This window comes from Micromonospora alfalfae, from assembly GCF_022230925.1.
In the GTDB taxonomy this organism is placed as follows: domain Bacteria; phylum Actinomycetota; class Actinomycetes; order Mycobacteriales; family Micromonosporaceae; genus Micromonospora; species Micromonospora alfalfae.
This window is the reverse complement of the sequence record NZ_JAKKFH010000022.1, coordinates 50,929-67,967: the sequence shown is the minus strand read 5'-3', so window position 1 is coordinate 67,967 and position 17,039 is coordinate 50,929. Positions and strand designations below refer to the sequence as shown.

The following is a 17,039-nucleotide window of genomic DNA, read 5'->3' as shown; positions in this document are numbered from 1 at the left end:
GCGGAGTCTGATCCCACAGCCGTCGTCGACAGTCGACGAGGCAGTGCGGAGGGAAAATCCAATGAAGCGGAAACTGGCTGGTCTGGCAGTGCTGACCGGCATGGCGGCGGCCACGACGTTGCTCGTACCGGCGACCCCGGCGCAGGCGTCGGTCGGCCTGTACCGGGTCGCCGCCACCAGCGTCCTGGACGCGACGAACTCCAAGACGATGCCCATCTCGTGCAACGGGGCCGATCAGGTCGTCGGTGCCGGCGGGCGGATCAACGACGGTCAGGGCGACGTCCTGATGACCCGCGTGTACGCCGACGCCGCCCTGCACACGGTGACGGTGGTCGGGGTGGAGGCCAACGCCACAAACGTGCCCTGGTCGGTGGGCGCGTTCGCGGTGTGCGCCCCGGCCGGCACGGTGGCCGGCCTGCAACTGGTCACCACCACATCGGCGAACAACGCCCTCGACAAGGTGGGCATCACCGCCGTCTGCCCACCGGGCAAGAAGACCTTCGGCGGCGGGTACCGGATCGACAACGCCAACGGGGCGGTGGCGATCGACGAGCTGGCGTTCACCCCGGCGCTCGGCTCGGTGTCGAGCACCGCGTACGTGTTCGGCGCGCCGGGCAACTTCACGTTGCAGACGCAGGCGTTCTGCGCCAACCCGCTGCCGGCGATGGCGTTGAGGGAGGCGACGAGCGCGCTCAACGCGAACTCGCCGAAGCCCGTGACGACACCGGCCTGCCCGGCGGGGTCACAGACCGCGGGGGTCGGCGGCGTGCTGAACGGGCTCCTCGGGGCCGGCTCGGTGACGACCCTGCTGCCCAGGGCGACGCTGGACGCGGCTGAGGCGACCGGATGGGAGATCGTCGCGTTCGCAGCGGCGTGGAACCTCAGGGCGCAGCAGGTCTGCGTGGGCTGATCCACCCGTGCCCACGGCCGGCCGTCCCCAGCACGGGGGCGGCCGGCTACCGCGGCGGGCACCTCAGTCGCGGGGGCCGAGGTCGCCGCTGCGGTAGTGCCGGCGGCAGAGCACCTGGTAGCGCACCTCGGCGGTGTCGACGGTGTCACCGATGACGACCTGGGCGCCCTCGCGGACGACCCGCCCGTCGACGACGCGGGCGTTGAGCAGCCCTTCGCGGCCGCACCAGCAGAGCACCTCGACCTGGATGCGGGCCACCTCGTCGGCCAGCTCGAACAGGCGTTGCGCGGCGGGGAACAGCCGCGACCGGAAGTCGGTGGCCAGGCCGAAGGCGAACACGTCGACGTCGTAGCTGTCGACCAGCTCGGCCATCTGCTCGACATGCTCGACGGTGTAGAAGCACGCCTCGTCGCAGATCAGGTAGTCGACGCGTACCCCGTCGGCCCACCGGCCACGCACCAGGGCACGCAGGTCCAGGTCGTCGGTGACCTCGATGGCCTCGTGGGCCAGGCCGATGCGGGTGGTGACCTGCGGTCCCAGCGACCTGTCGATGCGGGTGGTGACCAGCCCGCGCCGGCCCTGCCGGGCGTGGTTGTAGTTCATCTGCAACGCCATCGTGGACTTGCCGCAGTCCATCGGCCCCCAGAAGAACTTCAACGCCGCCGCGTGTACCGGACGCCCGTCGAGCCCGCGCGCGGCCGCGCACCCGGCCGGGGCGTGTGGCTGGCCGGGGAACGGGTGGGCCAGGCAGGTCGGGGCGGTGGCGGCGTCGTCGGTCACGGTCGGGCAGCCTAGCCCATTGACCGGCCCGGATCGGTCGGGCGCGGGACCCGTGCTCAGAGCACCCGGGGTGGGGTGTTGCCAGCGGCCACGATGGCACGGCGGATCGGCACGGCGGCGAGCAGCAGGAACCCGACCACGAAGAAGATCAGCAGTGAGACCAGGCCCACCCGGTACGAGGCGGTGAGTTGGAACACCAGGCCGAAGGCGAGCGGGCCGAGCCAGCTGGTGCCCTTGTCGCTGATCTCGTAGAAGCCGTAGTACTCGCCCTCCTTCCCGGCCGGGATGAGCTGGCTGAACAGCGACCGGCTCAGCGCCTGGCTGCCGCCGAGGACCAGGCCGATGGCCGCGCCGAGGACCATGAACGGCACCGGCGCCTCGGCTGGCAGCCGGAACGCGCCGATGATCACACCGGTCCAGAGGACCAGGCTGAGCAGCACGGTCTTCCAGGCGCCGATGTGTCGGGCCAACGCGCCGAGGCCCAACGCGCCGCCGAAGGCGAGGAACTGCACCAGCAGGATGGTGATGATCAGGGTGCTCTGGCCCAGCCGCAGTTCCTCGGTGCCGTACTGGCTGGCCAGGGTGATGACGGTCTGGATGCCGTCGTTGTAGACCAGGAACGCCAGCAGGAAGAACAGCGTCAACGGGTACGCCTTGACCTCCCGCAGGGTGTGGCCCAGCTGCCGGAACCCGTCGGTGAGCACGTTGCCCCGCCGGGCCAGCGTCGCCGCCGCGCTGGGGCGTTCCCGCAACCAGCGCAGCGGCACCAGGGTGAACACCGCCCACCACACCCCGGCGGAGACGATCGACCAGCGGGCCAGGTCCAGAGTGCGCTGCGGGTTGTCGTCCTCGCTGAACAGGGTGACCGCCACCAGGTTGAACGCCAGCAGCAGGCCGCCGCCCAGGTAGCCCAGCGCCCAGCCGCGGCTGGAGATGCCGTCGCGTTCGTCGGGGCCGCCGAGCTGTGGCAGGAACGAGTTGTAGACCACGACGGCCGCGCCGAAGGAGATGTTGGCGACCAGGAAGAGCGCCCCGCCGAGCAGGTAGCGGTCACCGGTGACGAAGATCATCGCGATGGTCGCGCCGGCGCCGGTGAACGCGGCGCCGCCGAGCAGTCGCTTCTTGTGCGCCGACCGGTCGGCGATAGCCCCGATCACCGGCAGCACGAACACGGTGAGGAACACCGACAGCGAGATCAGGTACGGGTAGTAGGACCCGGCCGCCACCCGGATGCCCAGCGGGTGCACGTACCCGTCGCAGGTGTCCGCGCCCAACTCGCACCCGGCGGCCAACTCGGCGACGGTGGTGATGAACGGTCCCAGGAACACGGTGATGACCGTGGTCTGGAACGCGGAGTTGGCCCAGTCGTAGATGTACCAGCCGCGCCGCTCCCGGCGGGTGCTCGCCGGAGGCGGGGTGTCGTCCACCGTGGGGGTCACGGTCTCGGCCATCGGGGGTCCTTCGATCCTCAGGCGGCCCAGTGGCCGCGGCTGCGGTAGACGTCGCGCAGCACGCCGACGTGATCGGTCATGATGCCATCCACGCCACGATCCAGTAACTCGTGCATCTGGGCGGGTTCGTCGATCGTCCAGACGTGCACCTGCAGGCCGATGCGGTGGCAGTAGTCGAGGAACCTGCGGTCCACCACCGGCACCCGCCCGTAGCGCGGCGGCACCTGCGCGGCGACCACCGACGGCGGCAGTCGCAGCGGACGCCCGTGCAGGGAGGCGAGCCGCAGCCGGGCGACGCCGCGCATGCCCAGGCTGGTGGCGACGCGTCCCTCGGTGAGCGCGCGCAGCCGGGTCAGCCGGGCGTCGCTGAACGAGGCGAGCAGCACCCGGTCGCCGGCGCCGGCCCGGGTCACTGTCGCGACGGTCGGCGCGACGCCGCCGTCGGCCTTCACGTCGATGTTGAAGCGGACCTGCGGCCACGCCCCCAACACCTCGTCGAGCCGGGGTACGACGGCGGCGCCGCCGACGCGTACCGAGGCGAGGTCGGCCCAGCTCATGTCGGCGATGCGTCCCGCCTCACCGGTGACCCGTTGCAGCGTCGGGTCGTGGAAGATCACCGCCACGCCGTCCGCTGTGGCGTGCACGTCGGTCTCCACGTACCGGTAGCCCAGCCCGATGGCCCGGGCGAACGCCTCGGTGGTGTTCTCGTCGCCATCGGCGGCCCCGCCACGGTGGGCGAACGCCAGCGGCGCCGGTACGTCGAGGTAGCCAAATCGGGTCAACACGCGACGCAGTATGCCCTCGGTTGGTGACCGGCGGGTGGCCGGCCGGCGTCTGTCGCCCGCCCGCGCCGCCTGGTGATCGACTCGGATTCCGGAAAGTCGCGGTGTCCGCGGCGCGGGCATGCCCCGGCTTGCAGGAAACCGAGTCGATCTTCCTGCCTCTCTCAGCTCCAGTCGGTGTGGTAGCCGTCGTGGCGCAACAGGTCCAGCAGTTCGGCGTCGCCGGGCCGGTGGACGTGGGTGAGAGCGGCGGTCAGCTCGTCGACCCCGACCGGGTCCGGTCCCTGCACCTCGATCGCCCGCACCCTGGCCCCATCGGCGCGATAGAGCGCGACGGACGGATCGCTGTTGTCGGTCTTGTGGGTCACGATCAGCGTGCTCCCGCCGCCCAGATCGGTGCAGGTGCGCAGCCGTGGCGAACCGCAGTCGACGCCGTCGGGCAGCCCGCTCGTGGGTTGCGGCACGCGGAGCTGCCAGAGCACCGGCACGGCCCGACCGTCGGCGGTACGCAGCGGGTAGGCGACGTCGAGGCCGCCACGCTCCAGCCAGCCGACGACGCCGGGCCCCGTCGCGCCGTCGGGGAGCAGCAGTTGGTCGCGGGGCCACGGTGCGGATCGGGTCAGGTCGGCGAGATCCCGCCGGTCCTTGGCCTGGTGGTGCGCCGTGCGCAGCCCGGCGTAGCCGATGGCACCGACGACGAGGAGTACCACTGCGGTGAGAACGAGAGAGCGGCGCGACACTTGATCATTATCCCCCGTCGCCGGTACGGCTCAGGTGCCCGGGCACCTGAGCCGTACCGGTCAGCGCTCCAGGAGCCGGAGCGTCTCGTCCCAGAGGAGGTCCGCGTTCTTGTCATCGAGGGCGTACGGGAGCACGCCGCTCCTGCCGTCGATCGGCTCGGCGATGACCTGGGCCTCGTTGCAGTCCTCGAAATAGCGGCCGGTCACACCCTCGACCTCGGGGCTGGCGGCCAGCAGCACCGAGGTGGCAGCGCCCTGCTGGGTGGTCTTCCAGCCCGGCGGCACCTCCAGGCGGTTGCCCTGCTCGTCGAGCGCGCCGACCCAGCGCAACTGCGTGTCGTCGAGGTGCCGTTGCAGGTTGGTCATGATGCCGCCGGGGTGCAGGGCATTGGCGGTGATGCCGTCAGCGGCCCAGTTCTTGGCCACTGCGACGGTGAACAGGATGGTGGCGGTCTTCGACTGGCCGTACGCCGACCACGCCTCGTAGGGCCGGGCGGCGAAGTGGATGTCGTCGAAGACGACCGGCGACTGCTGGTGGGCCGACGAGCTGACCACGACGATGCGGGCTCCCCGCGCGGCGGCCAGCGCGTCGCGCAGACCCAGGGTCAGTGCGGCGTGGCCGAGGTGGTTGGTGGCGAACTGCGCCTCCCAGCCGTCGGCCGTCCTGGTCAGCTCGGGCACGGCCATGATGCCGGCGTTGTTCACCAGGATGTGCAGCGGGCCTGTCCAGCCGGCCACGAAGGCGTCGATGGAGGCGCGGTCGGCCAGGTCGAGGTGGTCGACCCGGATCTTGCCGGGCGCCCCGCCGGCTGTGATGTCGGTGGCGGCGCGCTCACCGGCGGCGGTGTCGCGTACGGCCAACGTCACCTCGGCGCCGGCGTCGGCCAGCGCCCGGGCGGTCTCAAGGCCGATCCCGGACGCGCCGCCGGTGACGACGGCCCGCCGGCCGGTGAGGTCGACGCCCTCGATCACCTCAGCAGCTGTCGACTGGGCCGAATAGGGCGTGATGATTCGTGACATTTCGGGCCTCCAGGGGTGCACGATCATGGCGTATCGGGGTGGGGTGTGTCAGCGGTGCAGCAGCCGCAGAGCCCGGCGCAGCCGGTCGCGGAACTCGTCCCTGGAGGTCGAGGTCGACTTCCAGGTGAGCGCTGCGGAGAAGAGCAGGTCCATGACATCGTCCGCGGTCCGCCCCTCGTCGAGCAGACCGGCCGGGGCGGCAGCCTCGATGTGGGCTCGCAGTGCCGCCTGAGCCCGCACCTGGTAGTCGTGGAACATCGAACCCAGCTGCGGCTCGCTGTTCTCCAGCAGGTCGTTGAGGTCGCGGGCCACCTGGGTGTCGATGTACGAGCCCATCAGGGCGTCCAGCCCGGCCACGACCCGCTCGTCGAAGCTCGGCGATCGGTCGGCGAGGCAGGCTTCCATGGCGTGCTGGGCGCGCTCCATGACGCCCTGCATGGTGGCGCGGTACAACTGCTCCTTGTTGGGGAACATCAGGTACAGACCCGGTCGGGAGATGCCCGCCGCCTTGGCGACCGCCTCCATCGACGTCTTCTGGAAGCCGTAGCGCCCGAAGACCGCGACCGCCGCTGCCAGGACGGCGGCGCGCTTGGGGTCTTCGACATTCGTCTCCACGGCGCTCATGCTAGACAGATTAGACGACTTTTCAAAAGTTGTCTAACGCGTCCAGCGGAGCGGTCAGGTCGAGCGGCGGCGGTGCGCCCGGGTGAGGTCGCTCGGGCGGCCGGGGTCGACGTGGCGGGGCAGGTCCGGCTCGTCGGGGCGCAGCGGGGCGAGGGTGTCGGTGAGCGCGTCGATGATCCGGTCGGTGGCGCGGCGGGCCGCACCGGGGTTGGCGGCCGCCGTCTCGCCCAGGTCGACGGGGGCGCCGAAGTGCACCCGGATCACCGGGCGGCGCCACAGCGAGCGGGCGATGCCGCGCAGCATTCCACGGGGCGCCCGGTAGGGCAGCACCTCGTGCGCGCCCCACTGAGCGACCGGGACGACCGGAGCGCCGCAGGCCAGGGCGAGGCGGGCGGCGCCGGTCTTGCCGCGTTCGGGCCACAGGCCGGGGTCCAGGCCGATGCGCCCCTCGGGGTAGATGAGGATCACCGAGCCGCGCGCGACGGCCGTGGCGGCGTCGTCGAGGGCCCTGTGCACGGCGCTGGTGCCCCGGTCGACCCGGATGTGCCCGGCGTGGCGCATGGCGGCGCCGAACATCGGTACGCGGAACAGGCCGGCGGTCGCCATGATCCGCGGGGCGATGCCGCGGGTCTGGCAGGCGGCGGCCATGACCACCGGGTCGAACGGGCTGATGTGGTTGGCGGTCAGCACCAGCGGGCCGCGACGCAGGTGCGCCGGGACGTCGCCGGTGACCTCGAGGCGGGCGAGCAGGCCGACCAGGCCCCGGGTCAGCAGCAGGGCTGCGCGCCAGATCAGCGGCGGCTGCCAGGTGGCGTGTGCGGTGTCCATCAGCGCGCCATCGTCGCACGCGTCGGCGGGGCCGCGAGGGCGGGTCGGGTGATCAGGGTCATTGGTCCCGGGTGTGTTCGGGCCGCCCGGCCCTGCCCAATCGTCTACGACGAGCAGTAGTATTTACTACGTCTTGTAGTACGGATGGTTGGGGGATTTCAGGTGGACGCGTTGGACGTTGCCCGCTGGCAGTTCGGTGTCACCACCGTCTACCACTTCCTTTTCGTGCCGCTGACCATCGGCCTCTCCGTGCTGGTGGCCATCCTGCAGACGATGTGGCACCGCACCGGCAACGAGCGCTATCTCAAGCTCACCAAGTTCTACGGCAAGCTGTTCCTGATCAACTTTGCCATGGGTGTGGTCACCGGCATCGTGCAGGAGTTCCAGTTCGGCATGAACTGGAGCGACTACTCCCGCTTCGTCGGCGACATCTTCGGCGCACCCCTGGCTATCGAGGCGCTCGTCGCGTTCTTCCTCGAATCCACCTTCATCGGCCTGTGGATCTTCGGCTGGGACCGGCTGCCCAAGCGGGCACACCTGGCCAGCATCTGGGCCGCCGCGATCGGCACCAACCTCAGCGCGTACTTCATCCTCGCCGCGAACTCGTTCATGCAGAACCCGGTCGGCTACCGGATCAACCCCGACAGCGGGCGCGCCGAGCTGACCGACTTCCCGGCCGTGCTGACCAACAAGGTCGCCCTGATCACCTTCCCGCACACACTGGCCGGCTCATTCCTGGTCGCCGGGTCACTGGTCGTGGCGGTCGGCCTGTACCACGTGATCCGCAACCGCGACTCCGCCGACACCGGCGCGTACCGCTTCGCCACCAAGTTCGGCTCCTGGGTGGTCCTGGTCGCCTCCGCGGCCGTGCTGTTCACCGGCGACATCCAAGGCAAGATCATGACGGACGTGCAGCCGATGAAGATGGCCGCCGCCGAGGGCCTCTACACCACCGAGAGCCCCGCCTCGTTCTCCGTGCTCACCATCGGCAGCCTGGACGGCAGCCGCGAGGTGTTCGCCCTCAAGATCCCGTACCTGCTGTCGTACCTGGGCACCGGCGACCCGAACGGCACAGTGCACGGCATCAACGACCTCCAGGCCCAGTACGCCACCCAGTACGGCGCGGGCAGCTACACCCCGATCATCCCGGTCACCTACTGGAGCTTCCGCTTCATGATCGCCTTCGGGATGGCGGCCGGCGCGATCGCCCTGCTGGTGCTCTGGAGCCAGCGCAAGGGCCGCACCCCGAGCAGCAAGTGGCTGCTGCGCGCCGGGCTGGCCATGCCGGTGCTGCCGTTGCTGGCCAACTCCTTCGGCTGGATCTTCACCGAGATGGGCCGCCAGCCGTGGATCGTCTTCGGCGAGATGCTCACCCGCAACGGGGTGTCCCGCAGCGTCTCGCTGGCCGAGGTGCTCACCTCGTTCACCGCCTTCACGCTGATCTACGCCACCCTCGCCGTGATCGAGGTCAAGCTGCTGCTGCGCTACGCCAAGGCCGGCGTACCGGACGTCAACGAGCAACCCCCCACCGACGACACCGACGACGCCGAGCGCCCGCTCGCCTTCGCCTACTGATCACCGGAGCCTGCCGTGGACCTCACCACCATCTGGTTTCTCCTCATCGCCGTGCTCTTCACCGGGTACTTCATCCTGGAGGGCTTCGACTTCGGCGTCGGCATGCTGCTGCCCGTGCTCGGCCGCGACGACCGGGAACGCCGCGTTCTGATCAACACCATCGGCCCCGTCTGGGACGGCAACGAGGTGTGGCTGATCACCGCCGGTGGCGCCATGTTCGCCGCGTTCCCCGAGTGGTACGCCACCCTCTTCTCCGGCTTCTACCTGCCGCTGCTGCTGATCCTGCTGGCCCTGATCGTCCGGGGGGTCGCCTTCGAGTACCGGCACAAGCGCCCCGAGGCTTCCTGGAAGCGCCGGTGGGACGCGGCGATCGTGGTCGGCTCGCTGCTGCCGGCGATCCTGTGGGGCGTCGCCTTCGCCAACATCCTGCGCGGCGTGCCACTGGACGCCGACCACGAGTACGTCGGCGGCCTGCTGGACCTGCTCAACCCGTACGCCCTGCTGGGTGGCGCGACCACCCTCGCGCTGTTCCTCACCCACGGCGCGGTTTTCCTCGCCCTCAAGACCACCGGCGACATCCGGGAGCGTGCGGGCGCGCTCGCCGTGCGCCTGGGTGTGGGCGCCGCAGTGCTCGCGGTCGGGTTCCTGAGCTGGACGTTGAGCATCCGCTCCAGCGCGGCCGCCGTCGTGCTCGCCGTCGGCGCGGCCCTCGCCCTGCTCGGTGGTCTGGCCGCCGCTAGGGTACGCCGAGAGGGCTGGGCGTTCACCGGCACCGCCGTGGCGATCGGGCTCGCCGTGGCGACCCTGTTCGCGGCGTTGTTCCCGAACGTGCTGCCCTCCACCCTGGACACTGCCGGCACGCTCACGGCCACCAACGCCGCGTCCACCCCGTACACCCTGAAGATCATGACCTGGGTGGCGGTGATCTTCACCCCGATCGTGCTGGCCTACCAGGGTTGGACGTACTGGGTGTTCCGCAAGCGCATCGGCGTGGCCAACATTCCGCAGCACTGACCGACAGGGTGCGTGGCCCCCTGGCTGGCCGAGCTTCCCCACCCGCCCCCGCGGTGCACGTGCACCCCGACCTGAACGCACCCGCACCCCGCACCCCGCCGATCTTGCAGTTTCGGTTGCTGAAATACGAGCAATGCCCCTTATGCCGTGACAGCAACTGCAAGATCGCGGGTGCGGCGCGGTCGATCATGGATTTGTGGTGCCTGGTTTGGCGTGATCACGGGTGCTTTGGTGTCCACCACAACTCCATGATCGGCGGGAGCTGGGGGCCGGCGGCATGCTGGGCGAAAATCGGCGGTCGGCGCGCGGCCGCCCCGCTACGGTGTGCCGATGCCCGCCACTGTGCACGTACGCGAACTCACCGCCGACGACCTCGACGCCGCCTGGGAGCTGGGCCGGTTCGCGTTCGGCTCCGAGCCGCAGCGGCCCGCGCACCACACCGCCACAGTGCCCGGCCTGACCCGTTACGGCGCGTTCGACGACAGCGGTCGGCTCGTCGGGAAGGCCGTCGACCTGCGCCACGACCAGTGGTGGTCGGGCCGGGCGGTGTCGGCCGCCGACGTGGCCGGGGTGGCGGTCGCTCCCGAGGCCCGCGGCCGGGGCGTGGCCCGTGCCATGCTCACCGCCCTGCTGCGCGGCGCACGTGAGCGCGGGGCGGCGGTCAGTGCCCTCTACCCGACCGTCGCCGCCCCGTACCGGGCCTGCGGGTGGGAGGCCGCCGGTGTGCTGCGTACCGTGAATGTGGCCACCGCCGCGCTGCCTCGGCACCGGCACTCCCCGGATCTGGCGGTGCGGGCCGGCACCCCTGCCGACCTGCCCGCCGTCGCCGACCTGTACGAGCGGGTCACCCGCCACCGCAACGGCATGCTGACCCGCCGGGGCGAGTTGTTCGACTTCTTCGCCGCCGACGGGGGCCTGCCCGGTGACGGCCTCACCCTCGTCGAGGCCGACGGCAAGCTGGTCGGTTACGCCACCTGGCAGCGGGGCCGCGGCTACGGGGCCGACTCGGTGCTCACCGTCGACGAGGCGCTGGCCGTCACCGCCGACGCCGCTCGGGAACTCGTCGGGGTGCTGGGCAGTTGGGCCAGCGTCGCGCCGACCCTGCGGCTGTGCCCGCTCGACGGGGACGCGGTCAGCCGCCAACTGCCGTTGGAGTCGGCCCGCGAGCACGAGCGGGACCTGTGGATGCACCGTCCGGTCGACGTGGCGCGGGCGGTGACCGCACGGGGGTGGCCCGCCCACGCCCGGGGCGCCGTCGACTTCCATCTCACCGACACGTTCGCCGACTGGAACTCCGGCACCTGGCGGTTGGCTGTCGCCGACGGCGCCGCCGAGCTGACCCGGGTCGGCGGCGAGGCCGACCTGCGGTTGGACGTGCGCGGTTTCGCGCTGCTGTACGCCGGGGCGGCGCAGGCCCGCTCGGTCGCGCAGGCCGGGCTGCTGCACCACAGCCCGGGTGTCGACCCGGCCGCCCTGGACCTGCTGGGCGTTGGAGGCCCGGCGCAGTTGCTCGACTACTTCTGACCGACCAGGCCCGGCGCGGGCCACTGACAGGTTGGTGCTGACCGACCGGGCCCGGCACGTGGGCCACTGACAGGTTGGTGCTGACCGACCGGGCCCGGCACGTGGGCCACTGACAGGTTGGCTGGCTCCGGCCCGGCGTGCGGCAGGACCGGGCCCGTGCCGTCGGGTTCTTGCCGGTCAGGTCGGGGTAGCGGCCAGTTCGGCGTTGGCGCGCTGAGTGACCAGGGCGAGCGCCCGGGCGGCGGCGCTCGCCTCGTCGGCGGGGATGTCCGCGTAGAGGCGCGCGCTGATGTTCGCGACGGCGTCGGCGATGCGGGCCTGCACGGCATGACCTGCGTCGGTGAGCCGCAGCCGTGGTACGTCGGCGTCGTGGTCTGCCTGGGCGAGGTTCGCGTCGACGAGAGTGGTGAGCACCCGTTGCACCTCCTGCTCGTCGACCTTGAGGGTGCTGGTGATCCGGTGCGTGAGGTGGGCGCGTTCGGCCGGGCCGTTGGCGAGGACGTTGAGGGCGAGCAACTGGTTGAACTCGATGCCGAGGGGAGCGGTGGCCCGTTCGAGCAGGGCCCGGGTGGCGTAGTGGGCCTGGCCGATGACCTGGCCGTTGAGGGTGGGGACGGTGGACATGACGCCTCCTTCGATACGTTGGCCGAACCAACGTTGGTTGGACCAACGTAGCATCAGATCGTGGGTCGCGCCAACGATTACTGGTAGGCTGCGCCGCATGGACAACACGGCCCCGCAGTCACCCGCCGGGCTCAGCACCACCCCGACCTGGCTGCTCAACCAGACCGCCGGTCACGCCGCCCGCCTGCTCAGCGAGGGGTTCGCCGCGCACGACCTGCGCGGCTACCACTACCGGCTGCTCGCCACCCTGGCCGAGGACGGGCCCGCGAGCCAGGCCGACCTCGGCCGGCGCTGCGGCATCGACCGCAGCGACGTGGTGGCCGCCATCAACGACCTGGCCGGCCGAGGGCTCGTGGTGCGTGCCCCCGACCCGGCCGATCGCCGCCGCAACGTCATCAGCGCCACCGACGCCGGCGCCGACGAGGCCCGCCGGATGGGCGCGACCGTCGAGCGCGTCCAAGCCGACCTGCTCGCCCCGCTGTCCGCCACCGAGCGCAAGCAGCTGACGCGACTGCTCACCCGACTGCTGCACCACCACAGCCGGCACTGACCCGGCTCAGCGGGCCTCGCGCAGCTCCGCCAGCCGGGCCTCGATCTCGGCCAGCTCCGCGCGCAGCTTCTCTGCCTGCTGCTCCGCCTCGGCCCGCTCGGTGCCGAGGATCTGCTCCACCGCCTCCTGCACCCCCGGCACGTCGACAAGGGCCACCATCTTCAACGCCTCCGCCGGCTTCACCACGTACGGCTTCGCCAGCGCCTTGCTGCCCTGCTGCGCGGCGACGGTCCACTCCCCGTCGGCGTACGCCAAGGTCACGGTGAGGCCCGCGGGGCCCTTCGGCTTGACGGCCTTGACCGCCCGCCGCGCCGGCGGCTTCTCCGTCTGCTCCACCTTCGGCTCCTCCTGTCGCTGCGCGGGCACCCGCGGCGTGTCCAACACGAACTCCGGCGCGGCCACCGCTGGCGGCTCGGGCTCGGGCTCCGGCTTCGGCTCCACCACCCGACGAGTGACGCCCTTGGGCGCCACGGCCAGGTCGGCGGGGGAGAACGGCAACTCGTCGCGGCCGAAGCGCACCACCACGAACTCGTCGGACACCTCCGGGTCGGTCAACTCGATCACCTGACCGACCTGACCGGCGATCTGCCCCGCCGCAGCGGTGAACACCACCCGCGGTTTACGCCCGGCCGCCAACGACTCCCGGATGCTCTGCACCTCGCTAGTGGACAAACCCTGGCCGGCATCCATCACAACCCTCTTCCGTACACCTGTTTGATTGCTGTCTTGATACCAGCCGACTGCGACACCCGCCGCACGGGGCTCGCGCCCCGCTCAGCCGCCCAGCGCCCGCAGCGCCCGGTCCGCGTGCTCGTTCATGCTGACCTCGCTGTGGATCACCTCGATGATCCGCTGGTCGGTGCCGATGACGAACGTCATGCGCTTCATGCTCAACGGCCCCAACGGCACCCGCCGCTTGACCCCGAACTGCTGCGCCACCGCGCCGTCGACGTCCGACAGCAGCGGATAGTCGAAGCCGTGCAGCTTCGAGAACTCGGCCTGCTTCGCCACCGGGTCGCGGCTGATGCCCACCCGCGTCGCGCCCAGCGCCGTGAACTCCGCCGCGAGGTCGCGGAAGTGGCAGCTCTCCGCCGTGCACCCCCGGGTCATCGCCGCCGGGTAGAAGAACAGCACCACCGGCCCGGCCGCCAGGAACTCCGACAGCCGCCGTGGCGTGCCCGTCTCATCAGGCAGCTCGAAATCATGCACCTCGTCGCCGACACCCACACCCGCCACCGCGCACCTCCGTCGTCTGATCGACCGCGCGGTGAGCGTAAGCGATCACGCCCAGAGCGCCGCCACCTCGTCGGCCACCACGTCGGCCTGGGCCCGTCCGGCCCGCGCCGCGCCCGCGCGCCGGGCCGGGTCCAGCACGTTGCGGCCGATCGCCGTGCGCGCCGCCGCGTCCGGCGTCAGCACCACCACCCGCGACCCGGCCGCCCGCAGCGCGTCCACCTGCGCCGACAGCCGTGGCATCGGCCCGAACGCCGACGACGTCGGCGCGAGCACCAGCACCCTGCGCGCGTCCGCCGCCAGGTCCGCGTTCACCGTCGAGCGCATCCCACCGTCGACGAAGCGGCGCGCGCCGATCGTCACCGGCGGCCACACCCCGGGCACCGCGCAACTCGCGCCCACCGCGTCCACCAGGGACACCCCGCTGTCGCTGTCGAACACCACGAACTCACCGGACGACGCGTCCACCGCCGTGATCAGCAGCCGCTGCCGCGGCCACTCCCGGACCGGCAGAAGGGCCTCGATCACCGGCCGTCGCGACGCCTCAGACTCGGTACGCGCCGCCACCGCCATCGCCCCGATCCGGGCCCGCGCGCGCACCGCGTCGCGGGTCCGCCCACCGGCCCAGATCAACCGCGCCAGCGTCGCGAAACCCAACCGTGCCGCCAGCGCACTCGACGGCGGCGCCAACTGCTTGCTGTAGAAACGCTCGACGGGCAACCCGGAGCACACCTGCGCGCCGACCACCGAGCCCGCCGACGTGCCAACCACCAGATCCGCCCCGGTGACCGGTACGCCCCGTTCGACCAACCCGGCCAGCAGCCCCAACTCCCAGGCCACCCCGGTCACCCCGCCACCGCCGAGCACCAACGCCCGCTGCATGTGACTCTCCTCTCGACGACCGACCCGCGCCGGTCACGGTAGCGTCGGCACGACCATCGCGCAGGCGTCAGACTCCCGGGGAGGCACCGTGGCACCCGTCACCGTCATCACCGGCGGCGGCCGGGGCATCGGCGCGGCCACCGCCCGCCGGCTCGCCGCCGCCGGTCACCACGTCGCCCTGTGCTACCGCCGCGACGAGGCCGCCGCCACCGCCGTCCTGGCCGACCTGCGGGCCGTCGGCGCACAGGCCGTCGCGGTACGCGCCGACACCACCGACCCCGAGCAGGTGCACGCCCTGTTCGACGCGGCCGCCCAGCTCGGCCCGCTCACCGGCCTGGTCAACAACGCCGGCGTCACCAGCCTGATCGGGCCCTTCACCGAGCTGCGCGTCGAGGACCTGCGTCGGGTCGTCGACGTCAACCTCGTCGGCTACGTCCTCTGCGCCCAGCAGGCCGCCCGCCGGCTGACCGACGGCGGGGCGATCGTCAACGTCTCGTCGGCGGCCGCGACCCTCGGCAGCCCGGGGGAGTACGTGCACTACGCCGCCGTGAAGGCCGCCACCGACACCCTCACCGTCGGACTGGCCAAGGAACTCGCCCCGAAGGGCATCCGGGTCAACGCCGTGGCCCCCGGCATCGTGCGTACCGACATCCACGCCGACTCCGGGGTGCCCGACCGCGCCGAATCCGCCGTCGGTCGCATCCCGCTGGGCCGCGCCGGCGAACCCGACGAGATCGCCGCCGCCATCGCCTGGCTGCTCGGCCCGGACGCCTCGTACGCCACCGGGACCGTGCTGCGCGTCTCCGGCGGTCTCTGACCACGCCTTCACACGGTCGGAGACCGCCGGATCCGGCTCAGTGGGTGAACAGCTTCGCCGCGGTGACGACGGTCTGGGCGACCCCGTAGCCGAGCAGCGCCGCCACCACCAACCAGGAGATCCACAACCGGGCCTGCTGCCCGGGTCGGCTGTCCTCACTCATCGCGTACCACTCCTCTGCGCCGTCGTGTCCTCGTCCAGGTCCCGATCCGCGTTCTCATCCGTGCTCTGCTCCGTCGACGGTTCGTGGTAGCGCTGCGGCACCGGCCGCACCAGCAGGTTCGCCACGAAGCCCACGGCCAGCACAGCCACCATCGTGAACAGCGCCGGACGGTAGGCCGCGGCGGTCAGCGAGCCCGGCTCGCCCTGCGCGTCGAGGAACCCGTTGACGATCAGCGGACCGGCGATCCCCGCCGCCGACCACGCGGTCAGCAGCCGACCGTGGATCGCACCGACCTGGAAGGTGCCGAACAGGTCCCGCAGGTACGCCGGCACCGTCGCGAAGCCACCGCCGTAGAACGACAGGATCACGCAGGCCAACAGCACGAACAGGGCCGTCGAGGTCTGCCCGACGAGGGCCAGCAGCGCGTAGAGCACCATGCCGACACCCAGATACACCAGGTAGATCGGTTTGCGGCCGATGAGGTCCGAGGTGGACGACCACACGAACCGCCCGGCCATGTTGAACAGCGACAGCAGACCCACGAACCCGCCGGCCGCGGCGACGGTCACCGCCGAGGTGCCGTTGTCGCGGAAGAAGTCCTGGATCATCGGGCTGGCCTGCTCCAGGATGCCGATGCCGGCGGTCACGTTGCAGAACAGCACCACCCACAGCAGCCAGAACGAGCGGGTCTTCACCGCGTTCGCGGCCGACACGTTCGCCGTGGTGACCAGCGGCTTCGCCGCCACGCTCGCCGGGTCGAAGCCGGCCGGCCGCCAGTCCTGCGCCGGCACCCGCACGTTCGCCACCCCGAACATCATGATCACGAAGTAGCCCAGGCCGAGCGTCACGAACAGCCACACCAGGGCGCTGCCCGACGCCGTCGACCCCGCGTTGGCCGGGTCGTAGCCGGCGTCGTAGAACGACAACAGTTGCCGCGACAGGGGAGAGGCGACCATCGCCCCACCACCGAACCCCATGATCGCCAACCCGGTGGCCAGCCCCGGCCGGTCCGGGAACCACTTGATCAGGGTGGAGACCGGGGAGATGTAGCCGATTCCCAGCCCGATGCCGCCGAGCAGCCCGTAACCCAGGTACAGCAGCCACAGCTGCTTCGTGGCGATGCCCAGTGAGCCCACCAGGAAACCGGCCGCCCAGAAGCAGGCGGAGACGAACATCGCCTTACGCGGTCCGTTCGCCTCCACCCAGGTTCCGGCGACCGCGGCGGACAACCCGAGCATCACGATCGCGATGCTGAAGATCACCCCGATCGCCGTCTGGCTGGTGTCGAAGTGGGCGATCAGGGAGTTCTTGTAGACGCTTGTGGCGTAGACCTGACCGATGCAGAGGTGGATGGCCAACGCGGCCGGGGGGATGAGCCACCGGCTGTAGCCGGGTGGCGCGACGGTGTGCCGACGATCGAGTGCGGAAAGCATGCGTTGCTTCCTCTCCGATGAGGACGAGAAACGTCGCCCCCAACGTGCCCGCACCACTCGTCAGCGGCAAACCTCGCCGTCGCCGGACG

Annotated in this window: 19 protein-coding genes; 6 read left to right on the top strand and 13 right to left on the bottom strand. The window is 71.4% G+C overall.

Annotation, left to right across the window (positions count from 1 at the left end; all coding sequences use genetic code 11):
• Window positions 1-61 precede the first annotated feature (61 nt).
• Window positions 62-910: a hypothetical protein gene (locus MED01_RS18535; protein WP_238669817.1), complete on the top strand. Its 849-nt coding sequence runs from the start codon at window positions 62-64 to the stop codon at window positions 908-910.
• 63 nt (window positions 911-973) lie between these two features.
• On the opposite strand, the gene MED01_RS18530 is transcribed toward MED01_RS18535, so the two are convergent.
• The 7 genes from MED01_RS18530 to MED01_RS18500 all read right to left on the bottom strand — a co-directional run bounded on the left by MED01_RS18530 (window position 974) and on the right by MED01_RS18500 (window position 7,135).
• Window positions 974-1,690 carry a thymidine kinase gene (locus MED01_RS18530; protein ID WP_112586966.1) on the bottom strand — a complete coding sequence of 239 codons (717 nt, stop codon included), beginning with the start codon at window positions 1,688-1,690 and terminating at the stop codon, window positions 974-976.
• A gap of 56 nt (window positions 1,691-1,746) precedes the next feature.
• Window positions 1,747-3,141 carry an MFS transporter gene (locus MED01_RS18525; protein WP_238669816.1) on the bottom strand — a complete coding sequence of 465 codons (1,395 nt, stop codon included), beginning with the start codon at window positions 3,139-3,141 and terminating at the stop codon, window positions 1,747-1,749.
• A gap of 17 nt (window positions 3,142-3,158) precedes the next feature.
• On the bottom strand, window positions 3,159-3,926 hold the full coding sequence (locus MED01_RS18520; protein ID WP_238669815.1) for a glycerophosphodiester phosphodiesterase family protein: 768 nt from the start codon (window positions 3,924-3,926) through the stop codon (window positions 3,159-3,161).
• Window positions 3,927-4,087: 161 nt separating this feature from the next.
• Window positions 4,088-4,663, bottom strand: coding sequence for a hypothetical protein (locus MED01_RS18515; RefSeq protein ID WP_238669814.1), 576 nt, complete (start codon window positions 4,661-4,663; stop codon window positions 4,088-4,090).
• Window positions 4,664-4,723: 60 nt separating this feature from the next.
• Entirely contained in the window at window positions 4,724-5,683 is a 960-nt protein-coding gene (locus tag MED01_RS18510) for an SDR family NAD(P)-dependent oxidoreductase (RefSeq protein ID WP_238669813.1), read from the bottom strand.
• A 48-nt stretch (window positions 5,684-5,731) separates the two neighbouring features.
• Window positions 5,732-6,307 carry a TetR/AcrR family transcriptional regulator gene (locus MED01_RS18505; RefSeq protein ID WP_238669812.1) on the bottom strand — a complete coding sequence of 192 codons (576 nt, stop codon included), beginning with the start codon at window positions 6,305-6,307 and terminating at the stop codon, window positions 5,732-5,734.
• 54 nt (window positions 6,308-6,361) lie between these two features.
• Entirely contained in the window at window positions 6,362-7,135 is a 774-nt protein-coding gene (locus MED01_RS18500; protein WP_238669811.1) for a lysophospholipid acyltransferase family protein, read from the bottom strand.
• A gap of 162 nt (window positions 7,136-7,297) precedes the next feature.
• On the opposite strand from MED01_RS18500, the gene MED01_RS18495 reads away from it, so the two are divergent.
• From MED01_RS18495 to MED01_RS18485, 3 genes are all read left to right on the top strand, one after another.
• On the top strand, window positions 7,298-8,710 hold the full coding sequence (locus MED01_RS18495) for a cytochrome ubiquinol oxidase subunit I (RefSeq protein WP_238669810.1): 1,413 nt from the start codon (window positions 7,298-7,300) through the stop codon (window positions 8,708-8,710).
• Between the two features lie 15 nt (window positions 8,711-8,725).
• Complete coding sequence (gene cydB / locus MED01_RS18490; RefSeq protein WP_238669809.1) at window positions 8,726-9,724, top strand: cytochrome d ubiquinol oxidase subunit II; 999 nt, start codon at window positions 8,726-8,728, stop codon at window positions 9,722-9,724.
• A 330-nt stretch (window positions 9,725-10,054) separates the two neighbouring features.
• Window positions 10,055-11,248, top strand: coding sequence for a GNAT family N-acetyltransferase (locus MED01_RS18485; protein WP_238669808.1), 1,194 nt, complete (start codon window positions 10,055-10,057; stop codon window positions 11,246-11,248).
• Between the two features lie 177 nt (window positions 11,249-11,425).
• Here the strand turns inward: MED01_RS18485 and MED01_RS18480 are convergent, their stop codons facing one another.
• Window positions 11,426-11,872 carry a winged helix DNA-binding protein gene (locus tag MED01_RS18480; RefSeq protein WP_238669807.1) on the bottom strand — a complete coding sequence of 149 codons (447 nt, stop codon included), beginning with the start codon at window positions 11,870-11,872 and terminating at the stop codon, window positions 11,426-11,428.
• Between the two features lie 97 nt (window positions 11,873-11,969).
• On the opposite strand from MED01_RS18480, the gene MED01_RS18475 reads away from it, so the two are divergent.
• On the top strand, window positions 11,970-12,422 hold the full coding sequence (locus tag MED01_RS18475; protein ID WP_238669806.1) for a MarR family winged helix-turn-helix transcriptional regulator: 453 nt from the start codon (window positions 11,970-11,972) through the stop codon (window positions 12,420-12,422).
• 6 nt (window positions 12,423-12,428) lie between these two features.
• Here the strand turns inward: MED01_RS18475 and MED01_RS18470 are convergent, their stop codons facing one another.
• The 3 genes from MED01_RS18470 to MED01_RS18460 form a co-directional block, all read right to left on the bottom strand.
• Window positions 12,429-13,112: a hypothetical protein gene (locus MED01_RS18470; protein WP_238669805.1), complete on the bottom strand. Its 684-nt coding sequence runs from the start codon at window positions 13,110-13,112 to the stop codon at window positions 12,429-12,431.
• A gap of 84 nt (window positions 13,113-13,196) precedes the next feature.
• A complete protein-coding gene (locus MED01_RS18465) occupies window positions 13,197-13,658 on the bottom strand; it encodes a peroxiredoxin (protein WP_308193510.1) in 462 nt (153 codons plus the stop codon).
• A gap of 45 nt (window positions 13,659-13,703) precedes the next feature.
• Window positions 13,704-14,537, bottom strand: coding sequence for a patatin-like phospholipase family protein (locus MED01_RS18460; RefSeq protein ID WP_238669804.1), 834 nt, complete (start codon window positions 14,535-14,537; stop codon window positions 13,704-13,706).
• A gap of 88 nt (window positions 14,538-14,625) precedes the next feature.
• Here MED01_RS18460 and MED01_RS18455 point away from each other — a divergent pair, with 88 nt between their 5' ends.
• Window positions 14,626-15,354, top strand: a complete 729-nt coding sequence (locus MED01_RS18455) for an SDR family oxidoreductase (protein ID WP_238669803.1) — start codon at window positions 14,626-14,628, stop codon at window positions 15,352-15,354.
• Window positions 15,355-15,391: 37 nt separating this feature from the next.
• On the opposite strand, the gene MED01_RS35800 is transcribed toward MED01_RS18455, so the two are convergent.
• A complete protein-coding gene (locus tag MED01_RS35800) occupies window positions 15,392-15,517 on the bottom strand; it encodes an MFS transporter small subunit (protein WP_256442137.1) in 126 nt (41 codons plus the stop codon).
• Window positions 15,514-16,950: an OFA family MFS transporter gene (locus MED01_RS18450; protein ID WP_238669802.1), complete on the bottom strand. Its 1,437-nt coding sequence runs from the start codon at window positions 16,948-16,950 to the stop codon at window positions 15,514-15,516. Before MED01_RS18450 ends, MED01_RS35800 begins: the two co-directional genes overlap by 4 nt.
• Window positions 16,951-17,039: the final 89 nt, after the last annotated feature.

Coding starts and splice junctions, on each gene's coding strand:
- MED01_RS18450 (WP_238669802.1), bottom strand. CDS start 16,950: ATGCTTTCCGCACTCGATCGTCGGCACACCGTCGCGCCACCCGGCTAC.
- MED01_RS18505 (WP_238669812.1), bottom strand. CDS start 6,307: ATGAGCGCCGTGGAGACGAATGTCGAAGACCCCAAGCGCGCCGCCGTC.
- MED01_RS18485 (WP_238669808.1), top strand. CDS start 10,055: ATGCCCGCCACTGTGCACGTACGCGAACTCACCGCCGACGACCTCGAC.
- MED01_RS18525 (WP_238669816.1), bottom strand. CDS start 3,141: ATGGCCGAGACCGTGACCCCCACGGTGGACGACACCCCGCCTCCGGCG.
- MED01_RS18480 (WP_238669807.1), bottom strand. CDS start 11,872: ATGTCCACCGTCCCCACCCTCAACGGCCAGGTCATCGGCCAGGCCCAC.
- MED01_RS18500 (WP_238669811.1), bottom strand. CDS start 7,135: ATGGACACCGCACACGCCACCTGGCAGCCGCCGCTGATCTGGCGCGCA.
- MED01_RS18475 (WP_238669806.1), top strand. CDS start 11,970: ATGGACAACACGGCCCCGCAGTCACCCGCCGGGCTCAGCACCACCCCG.
- MED01_RS35800 (WP_256442137.1), bottom strand. CDS start 15,517: ATGAGTGAGGACAGCCGACCCGGGCAGCAGGCCCGGTTGTGGATCTCC.
- MED01_RS18535 (WP_238669817.1), top strand. CDS start 62: ATGAAGCGGAAACTGGCTGGTCTGGCAGTGCTGACCGGCATGGCGGCG.
- MED01_RS18460 (WP_238669804.1), bottom strand. CDS start 14,537: ATGCAGCGGGCGTTGGTGCTCGGCGGTGGCGGGGTGACCGGGGTGGCC.
- MED01_RS18510 (WP_238669813.1), bottom strand. CDS start 5,683: ATGTCACGAATCATCACGCCCTATTCGGCCCAGTCGACAGCTGCTGAG.
- MED01_RS18470 (WP_238669805.1), bottom strand. CDS start 13,112: ATGGATGCCGGCCAGGGTTTGTCCACTAGCGAGGTGCAGAGCATCCGG.